A 22,117-nucleotide genomic window follows, 5' to 3' on the forward strand; every position below is an offset into this window, starting at 1 on the left:
ATGCCGGCGCTGACCGTCACGACCGACCGGAACCGATGACAGCGTCGGCCTCGATCTCGACGAGGCGGTCATCGCCGATCGGTGCGGCGACCACGAAGCTGTTGGCAGGCCGGATATCACCGAACACCTCGAGATGAACCGCCGCGACGGCCGGGGCGTCGGCCGCGTCACGCAGGAACACTCGTGTCCGGACCACGTCCTCTAGCGATGCGCCGGCGCGCTCCAAGGCGTGCGCGATCTTGGTCAGCGTGACGCGTGCCTGACCTGCTGCATCGCGAGCATGTTCGACGGCGCCGCCGTCCGACGCGTTCACACCGGAGACGAAGACCATGGCGCCGACGCGGACCGCCTGCGAGAAACCGGCCGCACGCTCGGCCGCGCTGCCGGTATCCACCAGATCTCGTTCGCCTTCCGTCACGATCGACCTCCCACCGGGCATCACCGCAGAGCCGTCAACGCGCTCGGGATCCGTTAGACGCGTCGCGGATGATCCCGAGCTGCCGCTGTCGCGCATAGGAGCGAGGACATCATCTACTCGCGGGCGCTGACCCTCAGCCGGTCTCTGGGGACGCGAGCGGCCGGTCTTCCTCGCGGCGAAGACCCACGAGCGGTCATCCCGCGCGGCGAGATCCCCTCCCCTTCAGGCGGCACGTTCGACCCGACGGTCCAGGATGCGGGCGATGCGGCACGGAGCGCCGACGACCTGGACGCGGGCGGTCAGAGCGTTCGTCGCAGAACGTGCGGCCTGCCCCTCGCCAAGGTGACGAGGAGTTCCCCCAGCAACCCGTTCGCCCAGGCGAACCAGGGCCGCGTAAAACGCGTGGGGTCGTCCTTGTGGAAGGTCTCGTGGACGAAGCCGGTGTCGGCGTCGGTGTCGCGGATCGTGCGCAGGCACGCGCGGACCAGCGCATCGTCGCGGCTGGAGAAGGCGCGCACCAGCGTCGCCATCGGCCAGATCAGGTCGAAGCCGGCGTGCGGCCCGCCCAGCCCCTCGCCGGCGCGGCCGCGGACGAACCAGGGGTTGCGCTCGCTCCACGCCGCCGCCTCGGTGCGGCGCCAGAGCGGGTCGTCGGGCGCGGCGCAGCCGAGGAACGCGAGGCCCGAGAGCGACAGCTCGCAGCAATCGTCCATGAAGAGCGCGTTGCCGAAGCCGTCGACCTCGAACGCCCATATCTCGCTCCCGTCCGCCAGCCGCATCTTGCCGTGGGCGGCGAGCGCGGTCTCGATCTCCGTAGCGAGCGCCGCGGCGTCGGCGGCGAGCGCGGTATCGCCGCGGGCCGCCGTCGCCACCGCCGCCAGCTCGCGCAGGGTCCGCGCGGCGAAGATGTTGGCGGGGATGAGAAAAGGCAGGATCGTCGCGTCGTCGGAAGGACGGAAGCTGGAGTGGATCAGCCCCACCTTGCGCGTCGGGTTGCCGACGCTCCACAGCTGGGTCTCGGTCGGCTGCACGCTGCTGCGCTGAAAGCGGTACGGGCCGGGGTCGTCGCGGCGCTGCTGCTCGCGGAACGTGCGCACGATCGCGCGCGCGGACTGCGCCCATTCGGCGGTGAAGGGCGCGCGATCCTGGGTCGCGCGCCAGTAGCTCGACGCCAGCCGGAGGACGTAGCAGAGCGAGTCGACCTCCCATTTCCGCTCCGCCACGCCCGGCTTCATCTCGGTCTGATCGTGCTGCGAGGAATCTAGGTCCGTGCGCGCGCTCGGGTCCTGCAGGAAGGCGTTGGCATAGGGGTCGATCAGGACGCAGCGCGCCTGGCGCGCGATCAGCCCGCGGAACAGCCTCGTCAGCGCGGGATCACCCGCGGCGATATGGAGATAGGGCCGCAGCTGCGCCGAGGAGTCGCGCAGCCACAGGCACGGTATGTCGCCGGTGATCACGAAGGCGTCGTCGTCGGTGACCGACAGCACCGTCGTGTCGAGCGTGTTCGGATAGCAATTCTCGAACATCCACGCGAGTTTGGGGTCGGCGATCAGCCGTTTGACGCGCACGATCTCGCGCTCGACCGCGGCGCTGTGGAAGCGCCGCTCCGACGCGGGCGGGCGTTTCGACGGTCGCATCGGGGTCGCCGCCGCGACGGGAAGGGCGGCGAGCGCGGCGGGGGCCGCCAGGAGGGCGCGTCGATCGATGCCTCGAGTCGCGCCCGTTCCCGCGCCGTGTCGACCGTCCATGCACAACCCTCTCGTCCACGGCGCCCGCTACATCGGCGCGCGCCTCTCCTGCGTGGCTAGCACAGCTGCGCCGCAATCTTCCACCTACTTTGTTTTTGATTGCTGCACCCCCGTCCGCATGCGACACGACTCCCACACCGATCGACCGCCGGCATACCGAGGCAGACCAGGAGAGAGACATGCACCCGACGCGACGCGCCGTGATGGGGAGCGCCGCCGCGCTGACGATCGGCGCACCCGCCGCCCCCGCCGCGGCGGGCTTCGTCAGCCGAAGGCCGCCGGTGGCGAAGCGCCGCTTCGTCAGTGCCGCGGTGGAGCGCGAGCTCAGCCGCCTCAAGGCCCGGATCGCCGACCCTGAGCTCGCCTGGATGTTCGAGAATTGCTACCCGAACACGCTCGACACCACCGTCTTCTCCGGCGCGATCGACGGCACGCCCGACACGTTCGTGATCACCGGCGACATCGACGCGATGTGGCTGCGCGACAGCGCGGTGCAGGTCGAGCCCTATCTCCACCTCGCCCGCACCGACCGGAAGCTGCGCGTGATGCTGCACGGGCTGATCCAGCGCCAGGCGCGCTGCATCCTGATCGATCCCTATGCCAACGCGTTCGTGCGCGATCCCGGCGCCCGATCCAACCTCGACTCGGCCACACTCGACGACACCGAGATGCGGCCGGGCGTGGCGCAGCGCAAATGGGAGATCGACTCGCTCTGCTATCCGATGCGGCTCGCGCACGATTATTGGGCGACCACGCGCGACCCCGCGCCCTTCGACGAGCTGTGGCGCCGCTCCGCGGCGCTGATCGTCGACACGCTGCGGGTGCAGCAGCGCAAGGACGCGCCTGGCCCGTATCGCTACCAGCGGCTGACCAAGATACCGACCGACAGCCTGATGCTCGACGGCTATGGCCCGCCCTCGAACAAGGTGGGCCTGATCCACTCGGCCTTCCGCCCCTCCGACGACGCCTGCGTCTACCCGTTCCTCGTCCCCGCCAACCTGTTCGCGGTGTCGAGCCTGCGGCAGGTCGCGCGCGTCCACCGCGAGGCGCGCGGCGACGCCGCCGCGGCGGCCGAGGCGGAGGCGCTGGCGACCGAGGTCGAGGCGGCGCTGCGCGCGCACGCGATCGTGCCCGACGGACGCGGGGGCCAGGTCTGGGCCTATGAGGTCGATGGCTTCGGCAACTGGCTGTTCGCCGACGACGCCGGCATCCCCAGCCTGTACGGCCTGCCGCTGATCGAGGCGGCGTCGGTGGACGACCCGCTCTACCAGCGCACCGCGGCGCTGGCGTGGAGCCCGCGCAACCCCTTCTTCGTCCAGGGTCGCGCCGCGAGCGGGATCGGCAGCCCGCACATGGGGCTCGACAAGGTATGGCCGATGGCGATCATCGCGCGCGCGATGGTGACGCGCGACGAAGGGGTGGTGCGCGATTGCCTGCGCACGCTCAAGGCGACCCACGCGGGCACCGGCTTCATGCACGAGTCCTTCCACAAGGACGATCCCGCGCGTTTCACGCGCGCCTGGTTCGCCTGGGTGAACGGCATGTTCGGGCAGATGATCGGCGCGGTCGCCGCGCGCTACCCGCGGCTGCTCGCCGAGCGCTTCTGAGCGACGACGCGGCTCAATCGGCCGCGGACAGGAAGACGAGCTCGTTGAAGGGCAGGATCGCGGCGCCGATCGCGGGCGCGTCGGCGGCCAGCTGCGCGGTCAGCACCGGCGCGGCGGGCACCACCGGATCATCCACCGCGTCGCGGTGACGCGCCACTGCGGCGGTGAGCTCGTCGATCAGCGTCACCGGCAGGCGCCCACCGATCACGATCGCGCCGGGATCGATCAGGCAGCTGATCGTGGCGATCGGTCCCGCCAGCGCCGCCGCGGCCCGCTCGATCCACTCCCGGATCACCGCGGCTGCCGCGGGACCGGCGCCGGCCAGTTCGGCGGGCGGGATCGGCGCGATGCCGTGCGCGGCGAGATCGGCCTTGAGCGCCGACAGCGAGACGATCGACTGGAGCGGAGCGCCGCTGCGATCGGTCAGGAAGCCGATACGGCCCGCGCGCCCGGTCGCGCCGTGGTGATAGCTGCCCGCCACGACCATCCCGCCGCCCAGTCCCGCGGAGAGCAGGACGTAGAAGAAGCTGCGGTGCGTCAGCCCGCTGCCGAAGCGCGCCTCGCCGATGGCCGCCGCGGCCGCGTCATTCTCGGTGATCACCGGCCAGTCGCCGAGCGGGGCGAGCAGCGCGGGCAGGTCGACGCAGTCCCACTCGGCGTACGCGCGCGGCAGGCCGGGCAGGTCGACGTGCCCCAGCCCACCCGGCAGCGCGACCCCCATGCCGAGCACGCGGTCGCGATCGATCGCCCGCTCGGCCAGCAGCGAGCCGATGGAATCGCCGATGAAGGCGGTGACCGTCCGCGGCGCGGCGAAGTCGATCTCCTGCGTGTAGCGCGCGCGCACCGCGCCGGTGAGATCGAGCGCGACCAGGGTGACATGGTCGCGGTCGATGTTGACGCCGTAACTGAAACAGCCGTCCGGGTTCACCGCGAAACGGATCGCGGGCATGCCGCGCACGCCGGTTCGCCGTCCTTTCTCGAACACGAAGCCGCGATCCGTCAGCCGCTGGGTGATGTTCGCGATCGCGGCGGGTGACAGGCCGGTCTGCTCCGCCAGCTGCAGCCGCGTGGACTCGCCCGCGCGCAGGATCGCCTCGAGCACGAGGCGCTCGTTGCGCTCGCCCGCGCGCGCCGGGTTGGTGCCGTGAAGCGTCCGCTGCCCCGGCCCGCTCGCTCCCGTCGCATGAGGTGGCAGGGGCAAGAAGGGTCTCCGGACGGGCGCGGGGCGCGGCGTTCCCCTCGCAGGTAAACGGCGCGCGCGCCACGTACAACCGCCCTGCTCCCACCACGTCTCTAAACTTACACCTACTTTCTTTTCTAATTGACGCGCCCGCCGGATCGGAGGAAAGGTCGGCAACTGCCCCGATCGCGGCGTGCCCTCTCGCGGGCGTGACACAAAGCGCGACACGGCGAGGCAGGAGGGAGAGGGTGGCGCGACCGCATCGTGCCGCCTCCGTCGGGAGGAGCGTGCCATGGGCAGTGCAGCATCGCGCGCGCGCCTGTTGTTCACCGCGTTCGCGGTATCGCTCTCCGGCCTGCTCTTCGGCTTCGACACCGCCGTGATCGCGGGCGTGACCGGCGCGTTGCGCGCGCAGTTCGGGCTGTCGCCCGCCGCGCTGGGTGTGACGGTCTCGTCCGCGCTGCTGGGCACGATGGTCGGCGCGGCGGTGGCCGGCGTGTACGGCGACCGCCGCGGCGCACGCGCTGGCCTGCGGCTCGCCGCCGCGCTCTATCTCGTCTCGGGGCTGGGCTGCGCGCTCGCCTGGGGCTGGGGCGCGCTGATCCTCTTCCGCGTGATGGCCGGGGTCGCGATCGGCGCCTCGTCGGTGCTCGCGCCGGTCTATCTCGCCGAGGTGGCACCCGCCGCGCGGCGCGGCGCGATCGTCGGCAGCTTCCAGGTCAGCATCGTCGCCGGCATCCTGCTCGCCTACGCGAGCAACGCCGCGGTCGGCGCGCTGCTGGCGGACGACGCGGCGGCGTGGCGGTGGAAGCTCGGTCTCACCGCCCTGCCCGCCGCGCTGTTCCAGCTGCTGCTCGTCGCGGTGCCCGACAGCCCGCGCTGGCTGATGCTGCGCGGCCGCCGCGACGAGGCCGCGGCGGCGACGCTGCTGCTCCACGGCGACGGGGCGGTCGAGCTCCCCCCTCCCCCCGCCCCCCGCGCGGTGTCGCTGCGGTCGCTATGGCGCGAGGCGCCGCGCCCGATGGTACTGGCGATCGTCCTGGGCGCGCTCAACCAGCTCACCGGCATCAACGCTATCCTCTATTATCTGAACGATATCTTCGCGGCCGCCGGGTTCCACCAGGTCTCCGCCGACCTGCAGGCGATCGCGGTCGGCGCGGCCAACCTCGTCTTCACGCTCGTCGGCATGGCGCTGATCGACCGGCTCGGCCGCCGCCCGCTCCTCCTCGTCGGCGGTGCGGCGATGGCGGTGCTGCTGCTCGCCGCGACCGCGATCATGCTCGGCGCCCTTCCGCGTGCGCTGATGCTGGCGGTGCTGATCGGCTTCATCGCCGCTTTCGCCACGTCGCAGGGCGCGGTGATCTGGGTCTATCTGAGCGAGATCGTCCCGGCGCACGCGCGCGCCGCGGGGCAGGCGCTGGGCGCGGGCACGATCTGGCTGTTCGACGCGCTGGTCGCCGCGCTCTTCCCGGTCGCCGCCGCGGCGTCGCCGGCCGCGCCCTTCCTGTTCTTCGCCGCGTGCATGGCGGCGCAGTGCGTGCTGGTGTTCCGCTGCTTCCCCGAGACGCGCGGCGCCTCGCTCGAGCAGATCGAGCGGCAGATGCGCGGCACGGCGGAGCCGGCGCGATGACGGCCTATCTCGCGGTCGACGTCGGCGGCTCGCACATCGCCTGCGCGCGCGTCCGAGGCGGCGCGGTGGAGGGGCGCCGCGAGATCAGGCTCGCCGCGCCGACCTCGCTCGCGGCGACGCTGCCGGCGCTGGAGGCGCATCTGACGGCGCTGCGCGGGAGCGAGCCCGCCGGCGGCCTCTCGATCGCCTTCCCCGGCCTGGTCGACCCGCGAAGGGGCTGCGTGGTCTCGACCCCGGCGGGCAAGTTCGAGGACGCGGTCGGCTTCGACTTCGCGGGCTGGGCGCGCGCGCGGCTGGGCCTACCGCTGCTGCTCGAGGTCGACGGGCGCATGGCGCTGCTCGGCGAGCATCGCTTCGGTGCGCTGCGCGGCGCCGACGACGCGGTTCTGCTCAGCCTCGGCACCGGGATCGGCTCGGCGGCGCTGATGCAGGGCACGGTGGTGCGCGGGCGCGGCGGGCACGCCTCGGTGCTCGGCGGCCACCTCACCGTGGCGATCGGCGGGCCGACCTGCCTGTGCGGCAACGTCGGCTGCGCCGAGGCGCTGGCGTCGAGCTGGGCGCTGCCGCGGCTGATCGCGGCATTGCCGCGGCGCGGCGCGCTCCACGACCTCGCCGCGCCCGACCTCAAGGCAGTGTTCGACCTGGCGCGCGGCGGCGACGCGGGCGCGGAGTCGGTGCGCGCCGCCTGCCTCGCCGCCTGGGCGGCCGCCGCGCTCAACCTCGTCCACGCCTATGACGCGACGCGCGTGCTGGTCACCGGCGGGGTCGCCGCGGCGGAGGAGGTGGTGCCCTTCATCCAGTCGCATGTGCGGCGCCACGCCTGGTGCCTGGGCGAGCCGCCGCTGGTGCTGCGCGGCGCGCTCGGCGCCGACGCCGCGCTGCTCGCGGCGACGCCGCTGTGGGAGAGCCGTCGTGACCAACTATGACAAGCGGCCCGTCACCCGCGTCGACGACGCGGCGGACGCCTGCCTGGCCGGGTGGGCGGCGATCCTGCCCCAGCTCGAGGCCGCGCGCGACCTCTGCGTCGAATGCTATCCCGGCGCGCCCATCGCGGCGATCCTCGCGGTGCTGCGGGAGGCGTGGCCCGAGGCGGAGGTGGTCGACACCGCGGCGCTGTTCCGCGACCCCGAGCTGCTCGACTCGGAGATCGACGCGCTGCTCGGCGACGACCCGGTGTTCGCGCGCTTTCCCGCGCTCGGCATCGCCGACTTCCTCGACGAGGCGAAGGTCGCGGCGTGGCGCGCGGCGCGTGCGCCGGGGCGCCGCACGGTCGTCGTCGGCCCCGGCGCCGCGACGATCCTGCCCGGGCGCGACCTGCTGGTCTATGTCGCCATGGCGCGGTGGGAGCTCCAGCAGCGCCAGCGCCGCGGCGAGATCGCCAACCTCGGGGGGCGTGACCGCTCGGCACGCGCGGCGGCGCTCTACCGGCGCGCCTTCTTCGTCGACTGGCGGGTCGGCGACGCGGTGAAATATGCGCTGCTGCCCGAGGCCGACTTCGTGGTGGAGGCGAACGGGCCGGTGCCGCGGATGATCGCGGGCGCGACCTATCATCGCGCGCTCGACGCCGTCGCCGCGCGTCCGTTCCGCGTCGTCCCCTTCTTCGACGCCGGGCCGTGGGGCGGGCAGTGGATGCGGCACACCTTCGACCTGCCCGACGGGCCGCCCAACTATGCCTGGTGCTTCGACTGCGTGCCCGAGGAGAACAGCCTGCTGCTCGGCTTCGGCGAGCAGGCGTTCGAGCTCCCCGCGCTCGACCTGGTGCGGCTCCGCCCCGCGGCGCTGCTCGGCGACGATATCGTCGCGCGCTTCGGCGCCGAGTTCCCGATCCGCTTCGACCTGCTCGACACGATGGAGGGGGGCAACCTCTCGCTCCAGGTCCACCCGCGCGCCGATTATGCGCGCGCCGCCTTCGGCCCGCGCTACACCCAGGACGAGAGCTACTACCTGCTCGACGCCGGCGCGGACGCGTGCGTCTATCTCGGGCTCACCGACGCGGCCGAACCCGCCGCCGTCGCCGCCGCGCTGACCGCGGCGCAGGCGGGCGGGCCCGCGCCCGACGTCGACGCGCTGGTCAACCGGCTTCCGGCGCGCGCGCACGACCATTTCCTGATCCCCGCGGGCACGATCCACTGTTCGGGGCGGAACGCGATGGTGCTCGAGATCAGCGCCACGCCGTATATCTTCACCTTCAAGCTGTGGGACTGGGGACGGCTCGGGCTCGACGGCCGGCCGCGCCCGATCCACCTCGAGCACGGCCTCGCCAACATCGACTGGACGCGGCGCGAGAGGGTGACCCGCACCGAGCTGGTCAACCAGGTCAGCCGCGTGGCGAGCGGGAGCGACTGGCGCCGCGAGCGCACCGGGCTGCACCCGCTCGAGTTCATCGAGACCGAGCGCGCCTGGTTCGAGACGGTGGTCGAGCTCGACACCGCGGGCACGCTCAACGTCCTCAACCTCGTCGCCGGCGCGGCGGCGGTGGTCGAGAGCCCGACCGGCGCCTTCGCGCCCTTCGAGGTGCATTACGCCGAGACCTTCGTCATCCCGGCCGCCCTCGGCCGCTACCGGCTGCGCGCGCTCGCGCCGCCGGGCGCGGCCTGCGCGGTGATGCGGGCCTGGGTGCGCCCGTCCGACCAGTGACAACGACGACAAGAACGCAGGGGAGAGTGACCATGACCCAGTTGAACAAGCTCGCGCGGACCTCCGCGCTGGCGCTCGCCGCGGCCTCGCTGTGGCCCGCCGCGGCGATCGCGCAGGACGCGCCGCCCGCCGCGCCGCAGGGCGAGGCGCCGGCCGAGGCCGGGCCGCCCGCCGCGGCGGACGGCGCGGTCGCCGCGCCGCCGGGGTCAGACGACATCGTCGTCACCGGGCTGCGCCGCAGCCTCCAGACCGCGCAGGCGCTCAAGCGTGACTCCGACCAGATCGTCGACGCGGTGGTGGCCGAGGATATCGGCAAGCTGCCGGACAACAACGCCTCCGAGGCGCTGGCGCGGATCACCGGCGTTCAGGTCAATCGCAGCAGCGACGAGGCCGGCGGCGTGCAGGTGCGCGGCCTGCCTAACCTGACCACCACCTACAACGGCCGCGAGATGTTCACCGCCGAGCTGCGCAACGTCGCGCTGCAGGACTTCCCCGCCGGCGCGCTCGCCGGGCTCGAGGTGTACAAGACCACCAGCGCCGACCTGATCGAGGGCGGCATCGCCGGCCTGATCAACGTGCGCTCGCGCCGCCCGTTCGACTTCGACGGCTTCCAGATCGCGGGCGCGGTGCGCGGCACCTACGGCGACCAGGCGCGCAAGTATGACCCCAACTTCAACGTGCTGGTGACCGACCGCTGGGACACGCCGATCGGCGAACTGGGCGCGCTGGTCAACGTGTCCTACACCCAGCTCCATTATCTCACCTCGTCGCGCTACATCAACGGTAACATCGTGAGCCCCGGCGCGAACCAGCCGGTCGACGGACCGCGCGACTTCGTGCTGCCCGAGAGCGCGGGCGTGTATTACGACCGCGGCAAACGCTGGCGGCCGTCGGTCAACGGCACGATCCAGTGGCGCCCCGCCCCCAACCTGGAATTCTACGTCGACGGGCTGTTCCAGGGCGCGCGGACGGACGTGGCCAACGATTTCGCGGGCTTCGATCTCGTCAACAACAACCCGGCGCTGACCAACATCGTCCGCAACGCCGCCGAGCCGGGGACGCTCGAGAGCATCACCGTCACGCCCGATTTCGCCAACGGGCGCGGCATCGACTTCTCGCGCAGCACGCGCGCGGGGCGCACCAACGCCTATCAGGGGGCGATCGGCGGGTCGTGGAAAACCGGCCGCGCGACGCTGACGACCGACTTCGCGTATACCGACTCGAAGGCCGAATATACCGACTATAACATCGACTTCGCGCCGGCGACCGCGCAGTCGGCCAACCTCGTCTTCGACATCGGCGGGCAGGACGGCGGCGCCCAGTTCGGCCTGCCCGGCTTCGCCGCCAACGACGCCAACAGCTACATCCTGCGCGGCATCTACGACCGCCGCTCGCTGGCGACCGGCAAGGGCATCCAGTGGCGGACCGACCTCAAGCTTGAGACCGAGCTGCCCGTGATCACCCAGCTCGATGTCGGCTTCCGCCTGACCGACCGCGACGCGCGGCTGCAGAGCGGCGGGCGCTACGCCACGCTGCGCCCGCTCGGCCTAAGCCTCTCCGACATCCCCGGCGGCGACACCGGCACGCCGATCGACCGCGGCTTCCGCGGCGGCCAGGCGCCCGGGCTGAGCCAGTGGTACGCGCCGACGCGCGCGGGGATCGTCGACAATATCGAGGCGCTGCGCGACCTCGCGCGTAGCGGGCTGGAACAGATCGGCACCCCCGCCGCGCTGGCCGAGCGCGCTGCGTGGGACTCCGACATCCCCGCCTATGTGCAGAACGAGCGGCTCGACGCGGTGGAGAAATCCTACGCCTTCTACGGCCAGTTCCACTATGGCTTCGACGTGGGCGGCGTGCCGGTCGACGGCGTGGTCGGCGCGCGGATCGTCAACACCAAGGCGCGGCTGACCGGCAACGCGCTGGTCGGCGGGGAGCTTCAGACCACCACCTCGCGGCAGAACTATGTCGACGTGCTGCCCAGCGCCTCGTTCCGCGCCAAGTTCACCGACCAGCTCCAGCTGCGCCTCTCCGCGACCGAGACGCGCACGCGGCCCGAGTACAACCAGCTCAACCCCGCGGTGACGATCGGCAGCCCCGGCGTGACGCCGATCACGGGCAGCAGCGGCAACATCAACCTGCAACCGATCCTGTCGACCAACTATGACGCCTCGCTGGAATGGTATTTCTCCAAGACCGGCTCGCTGACCGGGGCGATCTTCCGCCGCGACGTGCAGGGCTTCATCACCAACCTCAACAGCCAGGTCGATCTCGGTTATCCCTCGCTCGTGACGGTCAACCGGCCCGAGAACGGCGGCAAGGGCCGCTTGCAGGGCGCCGAGGTGGCGTTCCAGACCTTCTTCGACTTCCTGCCGGGCGTGCTGAGCGGCTTCGGCACCCAGCTCAACGCCACCTATATCGACGCGTCGCAGGCGCTGCCCGTCTCGCTCGGCGTGGCCGGGCAGGACAGCGACATCCCCGGCGTGTCGAAGTGGAGCTACAACGCGGTCGGCATCTACGAGAAGGGACCGGTGTCGGCGCGGCTGGCGTACAACTGGCGCTCGCGCGTGACCAACTTCTTCGCCACCGACAACGCCGGCCAGCTGATCGGCGCCGAGTTCAACCGGCCGATCGAGCGGCTCGACTTCTCGCTGTCGGTCGCCGCGATCGAGGCGGTGACGCTGACCTTCGACGTCAGCAACATCACCGGATCGCCCTATCGCGCGCTGCGCGCGGTGCCGGGGCTGGCCAACGCGAGCTACCCGCGCGACGTCCGCTACGAGAGCCGCGTCTTCGCGCTCGGCGCGCGGTTCCGCTTCTGATGGCGGCGCATCCGACGCGCCGCGCGGTCGTCGGCGGCGCGCTGGCGCTCGCCGGCGCGCGCGGGACGGCGGCGCCCGCCCCCGATCATGGAGAGCGCGCGCTCGCCTGGCACGGCGCGCTCGAGAGGGCCTTCGCGGTGGGTGACGGCACCGGGCTCTACCGCGAGTATCATCCGCCCCGCCCGAGCGACGAGCTTTACTCGACCGAGTGGCCCTTCTCGCAGGCGCATGTCGCGCTGCTCGACCTCGCGATGATGCCGGGCGCGGCGGGGCGCCGCTTCGCGCCCGCGCTCGCCACGGTGCGCGCGGCGCAGCAGCGTTACTGGTCGCGGACCTCGACCACCGGGGTCGCGGGGCATCTCGCCAAGGTGGTCGCGCCGCTCGGTCACGGCGACGACCTCTATTACGACGACAATGAGTGGGTCGGGCTCGCCGAGGTGCAGCACCATCTCTACCGCCGCGACGCCGAGTCGCTGCGCCGCGCGCGCGCGATCTTCGCGCTGGTGCGCTCGGGCTGGTCCGAGGAGAAGGGGCTGCGCTCGCCCGGCGGGGTGGTGTGGACGCAGAAGCGCGACAACGGCGACCGCAACACCGTGTCGAACATGCCCGCCGCCGAGCTCGGCGCGCGCCTGTACCTGATCACGCGCGAGCGCGCGTATCTCGACGACGCACTGCGCTATTATCGCTGGACCAACGCGACGCTGCAGCGCCGCGACGGCCTGTACGCCGACCATATCAAGCGCGACGGCACGATCGAGCCGCGCGTGTGGAGCTACAATCAGGGCGTACCGGTCGGGGTCAACGTGCTGCTGTGGCGCGCCACGGGCGAGGCGCGCTACCTCGCCGAGGCGCGCCGCGTCGCCGCGGCGAGCCACGATCGGCTCGTCGCGCCCGGCCAGGTCGACGACCAGCCGCCGCCCTTCAACGCGATCTACTTCAAGAACCTGCTGCTGCTGGCGCACGCGACGCGGGAGCGCCGCGACGTGGATGCCATGCGCGGCTATGCCGACCGGATGTGGCGCGGTCGGCGCAACGACGCCGGCCTCGTGCAGTTCGGCGGCCGCCGCGCCGAGCTGATCGACACGGCCGCGCTGGTGCAGGTCGAGGCCGTGCTGGCGTGGCGCCCGGCCGACTGGGCCATGCTCTACTGATGCGCGGCGCGGCGCTGCTCGCGCTCGTCGCCGCGCCAGCGGTGGCGGCGCCCGCCGCCCTGACGCCGGGATCCGCCTATGTGGCGCTCGGCAGCTCCTATGCGGCGGGGGCGGGGATCGGCGCGCCGGCACCGTCGACGCCGGCGCGCTGCGGCCAGACCGTCAACAACTATCCCCGCCTCGTCGCGAGGCGGCTCCACCTCGACCTCGTCGACGCGAGCTGCGGCGGGTCGACCACGACGCATCTTCTCCACGCCTGGGACGAGCTGCCGGCGCAGCTCGACCGCGTCACCGCGGCGACCCGGCTGGTGACGGTGACGATCGGGGGCAACGACGTCCATCTCGTCGGCGACCTCGCGCGTGCCGAGTGCGTCTCGGCGCGCGCGGGCGAGGCCCGGCGCTGCGCGCGGCCGCCCGCCCCGACCGCGGCGGCATGGGCGCGACTGGAGCGCAACCTCGCCCAGGTGGCGCGGGAGGTGCGCCGGCGCGCGCCGCGCGCGCGGCTCGTGTTCGTCGACTATCTCGACATGCTGCCGGCGCGCCCATGCGCCACCATCCCCTATGACGCGGTCGCGCTGACACGCGCGCGCGCGACCTATCGCCGGCTCGCGCGCGTCACCGCCGCGGTCGCGCGGCGTGCGGGCGCGACGCTGCTGCGCGCGGGCGCCCTGTCGCGCGGCCATGATTCCTGCTCGGCCGAGCCATACGCGGTCGGCCGGTCGAACGACGGCGCGTCGTGGCACCCGACCGCGGCGGGGCATGCCGCGGTCGCTGCGGCGCTCGTCCGCATCTTGGACGGTGACACGGGTCGAGCGCGCGACGGCCGCAATGCCCGGCAGCCGGTAGACCGTCGCGCGCGGGGCGCGGCGGCCGATGCCCGGTCGCCGGTCGGTGTTGCCAGCGACGCACTGCCCCGCACATGAGGATGGGCGCGCTGGGCACGGCAGCACGGATCGCAGGCGTGGGGCGCGCATGAGACCGACTAGGCGCGCTCGGGCGAGGGCGCTAGGCTGCGGCGTCGGGTGCGATCCTTCGCCGCCGGCGATCGACGAGCGACCAACGCGAAGGCGAAAGACCATGTTCTCGTTCAGATCCCCCCAGCTGAACGGCGCCGTCGTGGCGGCCCTCGCCGGTGTCTTCGTCGCCTGCCGCGCCTATCAGGCGTTCGCCGCCGAGACGCCGAGCCTCGACCCTGCGCCGGCGCTCGCACGAACGGACGTTCCCGCATGGCCCTATCCGCGCGGCGTGCCGGACGAGGCGAAGGAAGACGGGACGTTGTTCCATGTTCCCGGGAGCAGACAGGCGTTCACCTTCACCCAGATCAACGGGCAGAGGGCGACGATCGACTGGTTTCCGGAGCGCCATCCGGTGCCGCCGGCGCCCGTGATCAGCGGGAGAGAGGGCGCCTATAACGCCTGCGGCCAGTGCCACCTCATCGATGGTGGCGGCAAGCCCGACACCAGCGATCTTCGCGGTCTGCCGGTCGCCTACATGCTGCAACAGCTCGCCGACATGCGGGACGATCATCGTCACGCGTCGATCAGCGGTGCGCCGCTCGCCAAGATGGTGGAGATCGCGAAGGCACTGCCCCTCGATGATGCGCGGCAGGCCTCGGAATATTTCCACTCCATCAGACCGGTGAAGAGGCTCCGCCTCGTCGAGAGCGACGTCGTGCCCGTCACCCATCCTGCCGCGCACGCCGTGCAGAAGGTTGACCCGAGCGGCGCCACCGAGCCGATCGGCACGCGGATCATCGAGGTGCCGCAGAGCTTCGAGCGTACCTTGCTGCGCGATCCCTCGTCGGACTTCATCGCCTATGTACCCGTCGGCAGCATCAGGAAGGGCAAGGCGCTGGCGACCAGCGGCGGAGGAGGCAGGACTTTACCCTGCGCCTCCTGCCATGGCGAAGACCTGAGGGGCTCGGGCGACGAATTCCCGAGCATCGCGGGTCGATCGCCCACCGCGATGGCCCGCCAATTGTATGACTTCAAGAGCGGCACTCGCGACGGCAAGAACGCGGTGGCGATGAGGCCGGTGGTATCGCGGTTGACCGACGCGGACATCGTGAACCTCACGGCCTATCTGGCGTCGCTGGAGCCGTGAGGCAGCCGATCCACTCCACGCCGCGCTCGCTCGCGGGGTGGACGCGGCGCCGGTGCCGCAAGCGCAAGATTGGCGCTGGATCGTCCGAGCGCCAGCGCCGTATCGGAAGCGGAGAGGGCCGGACCCGCGCGGTCCGTGGGAGGTGAGATGTATCGGCTGATCGGCATCCTGATGATCATGCTCGCCTCGGCGGGCTGGGCCGCACCGCAGCGGGCAGACCGACCGGTTCGCGTGGCGATCGCCCGCCTCACCCACGGGCATGTCGCCGGACTGCTCGGCAGGCGCGCGACGGGCGACGTCGAGATCGTCGGTATCTACGAGCCGGATCGAGCCGTCGCCGCGCGCTACGTCCGCGATTACCACCTCGATCCCACGCTCGTGCACGACCGGCTCGCGCCGATGCTGGACCAGGTGCGACCAGAGGCCGTGCTGGCTTTCGGATCGGTGGCGGAACATCGCGCGGTGGTCGAGGCGGCGGCGCCCCGGCGGATCCACGTCATGGTCGAGAAGCCGCTGAGCTTCGACGCGGCGGAGGCCGCGGCGATGGCGGCGCTCGCGCGGCGGCACGGTATCCAGCTGCTCACCAACTATGAGACCAGCTGGTATCCGAGCCGTACCGCGCTCAGTGCGGCGCTCGCGGCGGGCAGCGTGGGCGCGATCCGCAAGGTCGTGTTCCGCGACGGTCATTACGGTCCCAAGGAGATCGGCGTGCAGCCCGAGTTCCTCTCCTGGCTGGTCGACCCGAGCGCCAACGGGGGCGGCGCGATCGTCGATTTCGGCTGCTACGGTGCCAACCTGATGACCTGGCTGATGCAGGGCAAGGCGCCGGTCAGCGTCACCGCCGTGACACAGCGGCTCAAGAGCGACCCGGTCTACGCGCGGGTCGACGACGAGGCGACCATCGTGCTGACCTACCCCGGTGCTACGGCGCTTCTGCAGGCGTCGTGGAACTGGCCCGACCATCGCAAGGACATCCAGCTCTTCGGCGAGACGGGCGTGCTGTCGACGCTCGACGGGAAAACGCTGCTGCTGCGGCGCCGCGGCGAACCGGTGGACCGCTCGCTCGCGACGCCAGCCCCCACGTTCAGCGACCCGTTCGCCTTTCTCGCCGCCGTTGTTCGCGGACGCGCCAGCGTGGCCGACACGGACCCGTCGTCGCTCGCCAACGCGCTGGTCGTGGCGCGAATCCTCGACGCCGCGCGCCGTTCCGCCGCGACCGGAAGGACGGTGGTTCTCGATCAAGAGTGACGCAGAGAGCAGGGGTGGAGACCCGAAAGGGGTCGTCGGGAGCGGACCGCTGACTCCCCGGCACCGGTCAGTGCCTCATGCTCAGCTTCGCCGGCTGGTCGCCGCCGGCGCCTGGGAGACGGAGCGGCGATCTGTCGTGCCGGTCTGCCCGCACCTCACCATGCTCAGGGCAGTTGCAGGGAAAGATCATACTTTCCGCAGGTCTGAGCGGCTGCGGAGCCGAACCGCCGCCCTGCTACACGAGTGACTGACGTCATGCAGTCCCTTGATATTAAGTATGACATGTTTACGGATACCCGAAAGGAGAGATCCCATGCTGTTCCGCTTGCTCGTCGGAGCCGGACTGTTCGCCTTCGCCGGACCGGCGGCCGCGCAGGCGCGCTACGACAAGGCCTCCCGCATCTTTCGGCTCGACGGCGGCGACGTGACCTACGCGTTCAAGGTGAACGCGTCCGGCATCCTCCAGTCGGTGTACTGGGGCAAGCGGCTGCCCGACAGCGCGCCGCTGGCCGCGCCCGAGCTGTCCGGGCTCAGCGGCTTCGACGTTGCCACGAATGTGGTACCCCAGGAATTCGCCGGACAGGGCGGTGGCCTGTACGCCGAGCCGGCCCTGAAGGTCACCTACCCCGATGGGAACCGCGATCTCGTCCTCTACTACCGCGATCACCAGATCGACGGCGACGAGATACGGGTAACGCTCAGCGATCTGGACCGCCCCATCTTCGTCACGCTGACCTATAGGATCGACCGCGACACCGGAGTGGTCGCCCGCTCCGCGGTGATCGAGAACCGAAGCACCGGTGACGTGCGCCTGGACCAGGTCGCGGCGGCCGGACTCACCCTCCCCGTGGCATATGACTATAGGCTCCATTATTCCACCGGGCGCTGGGCCGCGGAGTGGACGCTACAGGAAAGGCCACTGCGTACCGGCGCCACCGTGCTCGAGAGCCGCCGCGGCTCGACCGGCAGCGAGAACAATCCCTGGTTCCAGATCACGCGCGCGAACACCACCGAGGAGAGCGGACCGGCGTGGATCGGCGCGCTGGGGTGGAGCGGGTCATGGCGGATGTCGTTCGACCAGGACGTGACCGGGCGCGTGCGGATCGTGGGCGGCTTCAATCCCTTCGACTTCGCCTATCGGCTTCGCCCCGGCGCCAAGCTGGAGACGCCGATGTTCTACGTCGGCTTCTCGGATCAGGGTCGCGGCGGAGCGTCCCGGCTGTTCCACCGCTTCGAACGCGAGCGGATCCTGCCGCGTCGCGGCGGCGACGCGCCCGCCCTGCGCAAGGTGCTCTACAACAGCTGGGAGGCGACCGAGTTCAAGGTCAACGAGGCGGAGCAGCTGGCGCTGGCGACGCGCGCCGCCAGCCTCGGCGTCGAGCGCTTCGTGATGGACGACGGCTGGTTCGGCGCGCGCGACAGCGACCATGCCGGGCTGGGCGACTGGACGGTCAACCCGCGCAAGTTCCCGAACGGGCTCACACCACTGATCGACCGGGTCAAGGCGCTCGGCATGGATTTCGGCCTGTGGGTCGAGCCCGAGATGGTCAATCCTGACAGTGACCTGTTCCGCGCCCACCCCGATTGGGCGATGCAGTACAAGGGCCGCCCGCGGACCGAGGGGCGCAACCAGCTGGTGCTGAACCTCGCGCGCACCGACGTGCGCGACCACGTCCTGAAGGTGCTCGACGATCTGCTGACGCAGAACGACATCGCCTTTCTCAAGTGGGACTATAACCGCAACTGGTCCGAGCCGGGCTGGCCCGACGCCGACGTCGCCGACCAGCAGACGATCTACGTCGCGTACGTCCGCAACCTCTACTACATCCTCGACGAGCTGCGCCGCCGACATCCCGCGATCGAGATCGAGAGCTGCTCGGGCGGCGGCGGGCGGGTCGACCTCGGCATCATGGCGCGCACCGACGAGATGTGGCCGTCCGACAATACCGACCCGTTCGACCGGCTGCAGATCCAGGACGGCTACACCCAGGCCTATGCGCCCGGCACGATGATGGCCTGGGTGACGGACAGTCCCAACTGGGTGAACCAGCGACAGACCACGCTGCCGTTCCGTTTCCTGTCCGCGATGCAGGGCGGCCTCGGCATCGGCACGAACCTCAACAGATGGGGTGACGCGGACATGGCGACAGCCCGCTACTACGTCGCCTCCTACAAGCGCATCCGCGAGACCGTCCAGCACGGCTCCCTGTACCGGCTCAACCGAGAGAACCCCGCGGATGCGCGCTGGACCAACCTCTACGTCGCGCAGGACCGCGCGCGGGCGGCGCTGTTCACCCTCGTCGGCTCGACCCACAAGCTCGACGTGATGCCGACGATCCAGCTGCTGGGGCTCGATCCCGATGCGGTCTATCGGATCGAGGCGATGGACTCGACGCCGCTGCCAGCGACGATCCCGGCCCAAGCCACCGGCGCCTATTGGATGAACCACGGCGTCGACGTCACGCTGCGGGGCGACTTCGTGGGCGTCGGCATGATCCTGACCCGCGTGCGGTAGACATAAGTCCGATATATTAAGCTAGCCGACCTTCCCCCGTCGTTCGCTGATCGACGGCGGAGGCTGGCGCGCGTTAGCTCGTGCAAGGCACGGCTCCATGCCGACCCGTGACGACGAAAGCAGATGCCGCGACGAATGAGGCTGGACATCCGCGGTAATATCATATTTGTTCTCTGTAAGGCCTGAGAGCCAACAGGGGAGACGACGATGTCGAACGCCAGGTATATGTCCGTGCTGATGTCGGGGGCGGCCGTCGGCCTCCTCCTGTCCCTGTCTCCGGAGATCGCCATGGCGCAGACCGCGCCGACGACGCCGGCGTCCCCTGCCGCGACCTCACCTACCGTCCCCTCCGACGGCGAGCAGATCGCCCCCGACGGGCAGCCGGTCGACGACATCGTCGTGACCGGCATCCGCGCCAGCCTCGAGAGCTCGCTCGAGCTGAAGCGGGACACGATCGGCGTGGTGGACGCGATCTCCGCCGAGGACATCGGCAACTTCCCGGACGCGAACATCGCCGAGTCATTGCAGCGCATCCCCGGCGTGTCGGTCGACCGGGTCAACGGCGAGGGCCGCGGGGTCACCGTCCGCGGGCTCGGACCCGAGTTCAACACCGTGCTGCTGAACGGCCGGCTGCTGTCGACCGAAGGCGGCGGCCGGTCCTTCTCCTTCGACATCCTCTCGTCCGAGCTGATCAGCGGCGCGGAGGTCTACAAGTCGTCCGAAGCGCGGCTGCAGGAGGGCGGCATCGGCTCCACCGTGATCCTCCGCACCGCTCGGCCGACCGACCGCGCCGGCTTCCGCTTCGCGGGCAGCGCGGCGGGGCGCCACGACAACACGGCGGACAAGATCACCCCGGTCATCTCCGGCGTGATCAGCGGCTCCAACGACGAGCGCACCTTCGGCGTGCTGGCGAGCTTCATCTACGACAAGCGCATCTCGCGGCTGGGCAACATCTCGACCGACGGCTGGATCACCGACCAGAACATCGACACCAACGGCGACGGCGTGCGCGACTCGCGGCCTGCCGGGGGCGAGGGCGTCTCGCTGCCCAGGACGCTCAACTTCACCTCCACCTACAACGATCGCGAGCGGATCGGCGGCACGTTCGCGGTCGACTATTTCGCCTCGGACGCGCTGAAGTTCCGCTTCGACGCGCTCTACACGCAGCAGAAGACGAAGAGCGTCACGAACCAGCTGGGCTATTACACCGACCCCGATCGCATCACCTCCGCGACCGTCAACGGGAACGGCACGGTGACCGACTTCACCGTCCTGCCCGCCACCGCGACCTCGGGCCTCGCGTCGGACAACATCCTGGCCACCAACCCGCAGGACGCGCGCACCTATCAGCTCGGCCTCAATGTCGAGTGGAAGCCGGCGGACGCGCTGACCATCGTCGGCGATGTGGCGCACTCGAACACGCGCAACGACTCCGACCAGCTCTTCTATGTCGTCGGCACGCGCCAGATCGGCGTCACGCCGCGGTTCACCTTGGACGGTCCCGATGGACTGCCGACGATCACGGACACGCTCGCGACGAACGACAAGTCCGCGCCGCGGCTGCACTGCTGCTCGGAGCGCGGCGGCCGCAACCGCGATACCGTCAATCAGGCCACGGTCGACCTGACCTGGGACGTGGGCAGCGTGCTGGACAAGCTCCAGGCCGGGCTGCTCTTCACCAACCGCAAGAAGACCACGGTGGTGCGTGAATCGCCGGAGCCGCTCGGCTGCTTCTACTGCGGCTACCAGGCGCTCGCGCCGGGATCGCTCTTCACCGACTTCAACGCGAACGTGCTCGGGCGCAATCTCACCTGGCTGACCTACGATCGCGACGCGCTGGTGGCCTATTACGGGTCGGCCGCCGCGGTGAACCAGGTCGGCGACAACTCGCAGTCCGCGATCGACGCGCGCAACCGCTTCCTCGCGGTCTACCAGGGCAACAACAACAGCCTCGATCCGATCGACCGCGACCGCGGCTCGGGCACGGTGCGCGAGAACACCTACGCGGCCTATCTGCAGACGCTGTTCAAGGGCGACATCGGTAGCAGCCGGTGGAGCGCGATGCTGGGCGCGCGGCTGGTCCATACGGACGTGTACGCCACGGGCTTCTCGGTGACGCTGCTCGACGTGATCCAGAATCCCGCCGACCCGACCGCCGCCGTGCCGGTCTACAGCCCGACCGTCCCGGTCGACGCCACCAACCGCTACACCTACGTGCTGCCGACCGTGAACTTCCGCCTCGACGCGACCGACAAGCTGGTACTGCGCCTCGCCGGCTCGCGCACCCTGACGCGACCGACGCTCAGCCGCCTCGGCCTCAGCCAGGACTTCGTCTTCCGGCCGCCGAACTCCAACACGGTGAGCGGCGGCAACCCCTATCTGAAGCCGTTCCTCGCGTGGAACGCGGATCTCTCGGCCGACTATTATTTCTCGCGCGCCAGCTACGCCAGCGTGACCGGCTTCTACAAGAAGCTGCAGAACTTCATCATATCGGGGCAGCAGCCGGAGGAGTATTTCGGCCTCGATTTCATCGCCAATCGGCCGTACAACGCGCAGAACGGCGACGTATACGGGATCGAGGGCGCCGTGCAGGCCACCTTCGACTTCCTGCCCGCACCCTTCAACCATCTGGGCGCCAGCGCGAACTACACAAAGGTGAAGAGCTCGATCCGCTTCGATCCGTCGCTCAGCAACCAGACCTTCAACGTGGAAGGCCTGTCGGACACCGCCAATCTGGTCGCCTTCTACGAGGACGATCGCTTCCAGTTGCGCGCAGCGTACAATTGGCGCGCACCGTTCCTGCGCCAGACGTTCGGGCCCCAGAGCCAGCCGGAGAACATCTTCGGATACGAGCAGATCGACCTGAGCGGTTCGATCAAGATCAACGACCGGGTCGCGGTGTTCGGCGAGGTACTGAACCTCACCGACGAGCAGTTCCGCAGCTACTCGCGCTTTACGGAGCGGCTCATCACCGTGTCCGACCAAGGCCGCCGCATCTCGCTCGGCCTGAGGGCGAACTTCTGAGCCTCGTGTGAGGGATGAGCTCATGGTCGAACCGGTC

The 22,117-nt window shown here is 70.7% G+C and carries 14 protein-coding genes; 11 read left to right on the plus strand and 3 right to left on the minus strand.

Annotated features, from left to right (window positions below):
• Nucleotides 1-16: 16 nt before the first annotated feature.
• Together KZ813_RS06145 and KZ813_RS06150 are read right to left on the minus strand one after the other, a co-directional pair.
• Nucleotides 17-418: a Rid family hydrolase gene (locus tag KZ813_RS06145; RefSeq protein ID WP_219754083.1), complete on the minus strand. Its 402-nt coding sequence runs from the start codon at nt 416-418 to the stop codon at nt 17-19.
• A 299-nt stretch (nt 419-717) separates the two neighbouring features.
• On the minus strand, nt 718-2,166 hold the full coding sequence (locus tag KZ813_RS06150; protein WP_219754084.1) for a glycoside hydrolase family 125 protein: 1,449 nt from the start codon (nt 2,164-2,166) through the stop codon (nt 718-720).
• A gap of 179 nt (nt 2,167-2,345) precedes the next feature.
• On the opposite strand from KZ813_RS06150, the gene KZ813_RS06155 reads away from it, so the two are divergent.
• A complete protein-coding gene (locus KZ813_RS06155) occupies nt 2,346-3,773 on the plus strand; it encodes a glycoside hydrolase family 125 protein (RefSeq protein ID WP_219754085.1) in 1,428 nt (475 codons plus the stop codon).
• A gap of 13 nt (nt 3,774-3,786) precedes the next feature.
• Here KZ813_RS06155 and KZ813_RS06160 read toward each other — a convergent pair whose 3' ends face one another.
• Nucleotides 3,787-4,974: an ROK family transcriptional regulator gene (locus KZ813_RS06160; RefSeq protein WP_219754086.1), complete on the minus strand. Its 1,188-nt coding sequence runs from the start codon at nt 4,972-4,974 to the stop codon at nt 3,787-3,789.
• A gap of 271 nt (nt 4,975-5,245) precedes the next feature.
• Between KZ813_RS06160 and KZ813_RS06165 the strand changes: the two genes are divergently transcribed.
• The 10 genes from KZ813_RS06165 (at nt 5,246) to KZ813_RS06210 (ending at nt 22,080) form a co-directional block, all read left to right on the plus strand.
• Entirely contained in the window at nt 5,246-6,583 is a 1,338-nt protein-coding gene (locus KZ813_RS06165) for a sugar porter family MFS transporter (RefSeq protein WP_219754087.1), read from the plus strand.
• A complete protein-coding gene (locus KZ813_RS06170) occupies nt 6,580-7,509 on the plus strand; it encodes an ROK family protein (protein WP_219754088.1) in 930 nt (309 codons plus the stop codon). The genes KZ813_RS06165 and KZ813_RS06170 overlap by 4 nt, the downstream gene beginning before the upstream one ends.
• Nucleotides 7,496-9,220: a class I mannose-6-phosphate isomerase gene (locus KZ813_RS06175; protein WP_219754089.1), complete on the plus strand. Its 1,725-nt coding sequence runs from the start codon at nt 7,496-7,498 to the stop codon at nt 9,218-9,220. The genes KZ813_RS06170 and KZ813_RS06175 overlap by 14 nt, the downstream gene beginning before the upstream one ends.
• 32 nt (nt 9,221-9,252) lie before the next feature.
• Nucleotides 9,253-12,039, plus strand: coding sequence for a TonB-dependent receptor (locus tag KZ813_RS06180; protein ID WP_219754090.1), 2,787 nt, complete (start codon nt 9,253-9,255; stop codon nt 12,037-12,039).
• Nucleotides 12,039-13,190, plus strand: a complete 1,152-nt coding sequence (locus KZ813_RS06185; protein ID WP_219754091.1) for a glycoside hydrolase family 76 protein — start codon at nt 12,039-12,041, stop codon at nt 13,188-13,190. The genes KZ813_RS06180 and KZ813_RS06185 overlap by 1 nt, the downstream gene beginning before the upstream one ends.
• On the plus strand, nt 13,190-14,113 hold the full coding sequence (locus KZ813_RS06190; protein WP_219754092.1) for an SGNH/GDSL hydrolase family protein: 924 nt from the start codon (nt 13,190-13,192) through the stop codon (nt 14,111-14,113). The genes KZ813_RS06185 and KZ813_RS06190 overlap by 1 nt, the downstream gene beginning before the upstream one ends.
• A gap of 154 nt (nt 14,114-14,267) precedes the next feature.
• Nucleotides 14,268-15,293, plus strand: coding sequence for a c-type cytochrome (locus KZ813_RS06195; RefSeq protein ID WP_219754093.1), 1,026 nt, complete (start codon nt 14,268-14,270; stop codon nt 15,291-15,293).
• 147 nt (nt 15,294-15,440) lie between these two features.
• A complete protein-coding gene (locus KZ813_RS06200; RefSeq protein WP_219754094.1) occupies nt 15,441-16,541 on the plus strand; it encodes a Gfo/Idh/MocA family protein in 1,101 nt (366 codons plus the stop codon).
• A 313-nt stretch (nt 16,542-16,854) separates the two neighbouring features.
• Complete coding sequence (locus KZ813_RS06205) at nt 16,855-19,056, plus strand: alpha-galactosidase (protein WP_219754095.1); 2,202 nt, start codon at nt 16,855-16,857, stop codon at nt 19,054-19,056.
• 288 nt (nt 19,057-19,344) lie between these two features.
• Nucleotides 19,345-22,080 (plus strand): TonB-dependent receptor, encoded by a 2,736-nt coding sequence (locus KZ813_RS06210; RefSeq protein WP_219754096.1) that lies wholly within the window; start codon nt 19,345-19,347, stop codon nt 22,078-22,080.
• Nucleotides 22,081-22,117: the final 37 nt, after the last annotated feature.

The sequence above is a fragment of the Sphingomonas folli genome (genome assembly GCF_019429525.1).
In the GTDB taxonomy this organism is placed as follows: domain Bacteria; phylum Pseudomonadota; class Alphaproteobacteria; order Sphingomonadales; family Sphingomonadaceae; genus Sphingomonas; species Sphingomonas folii.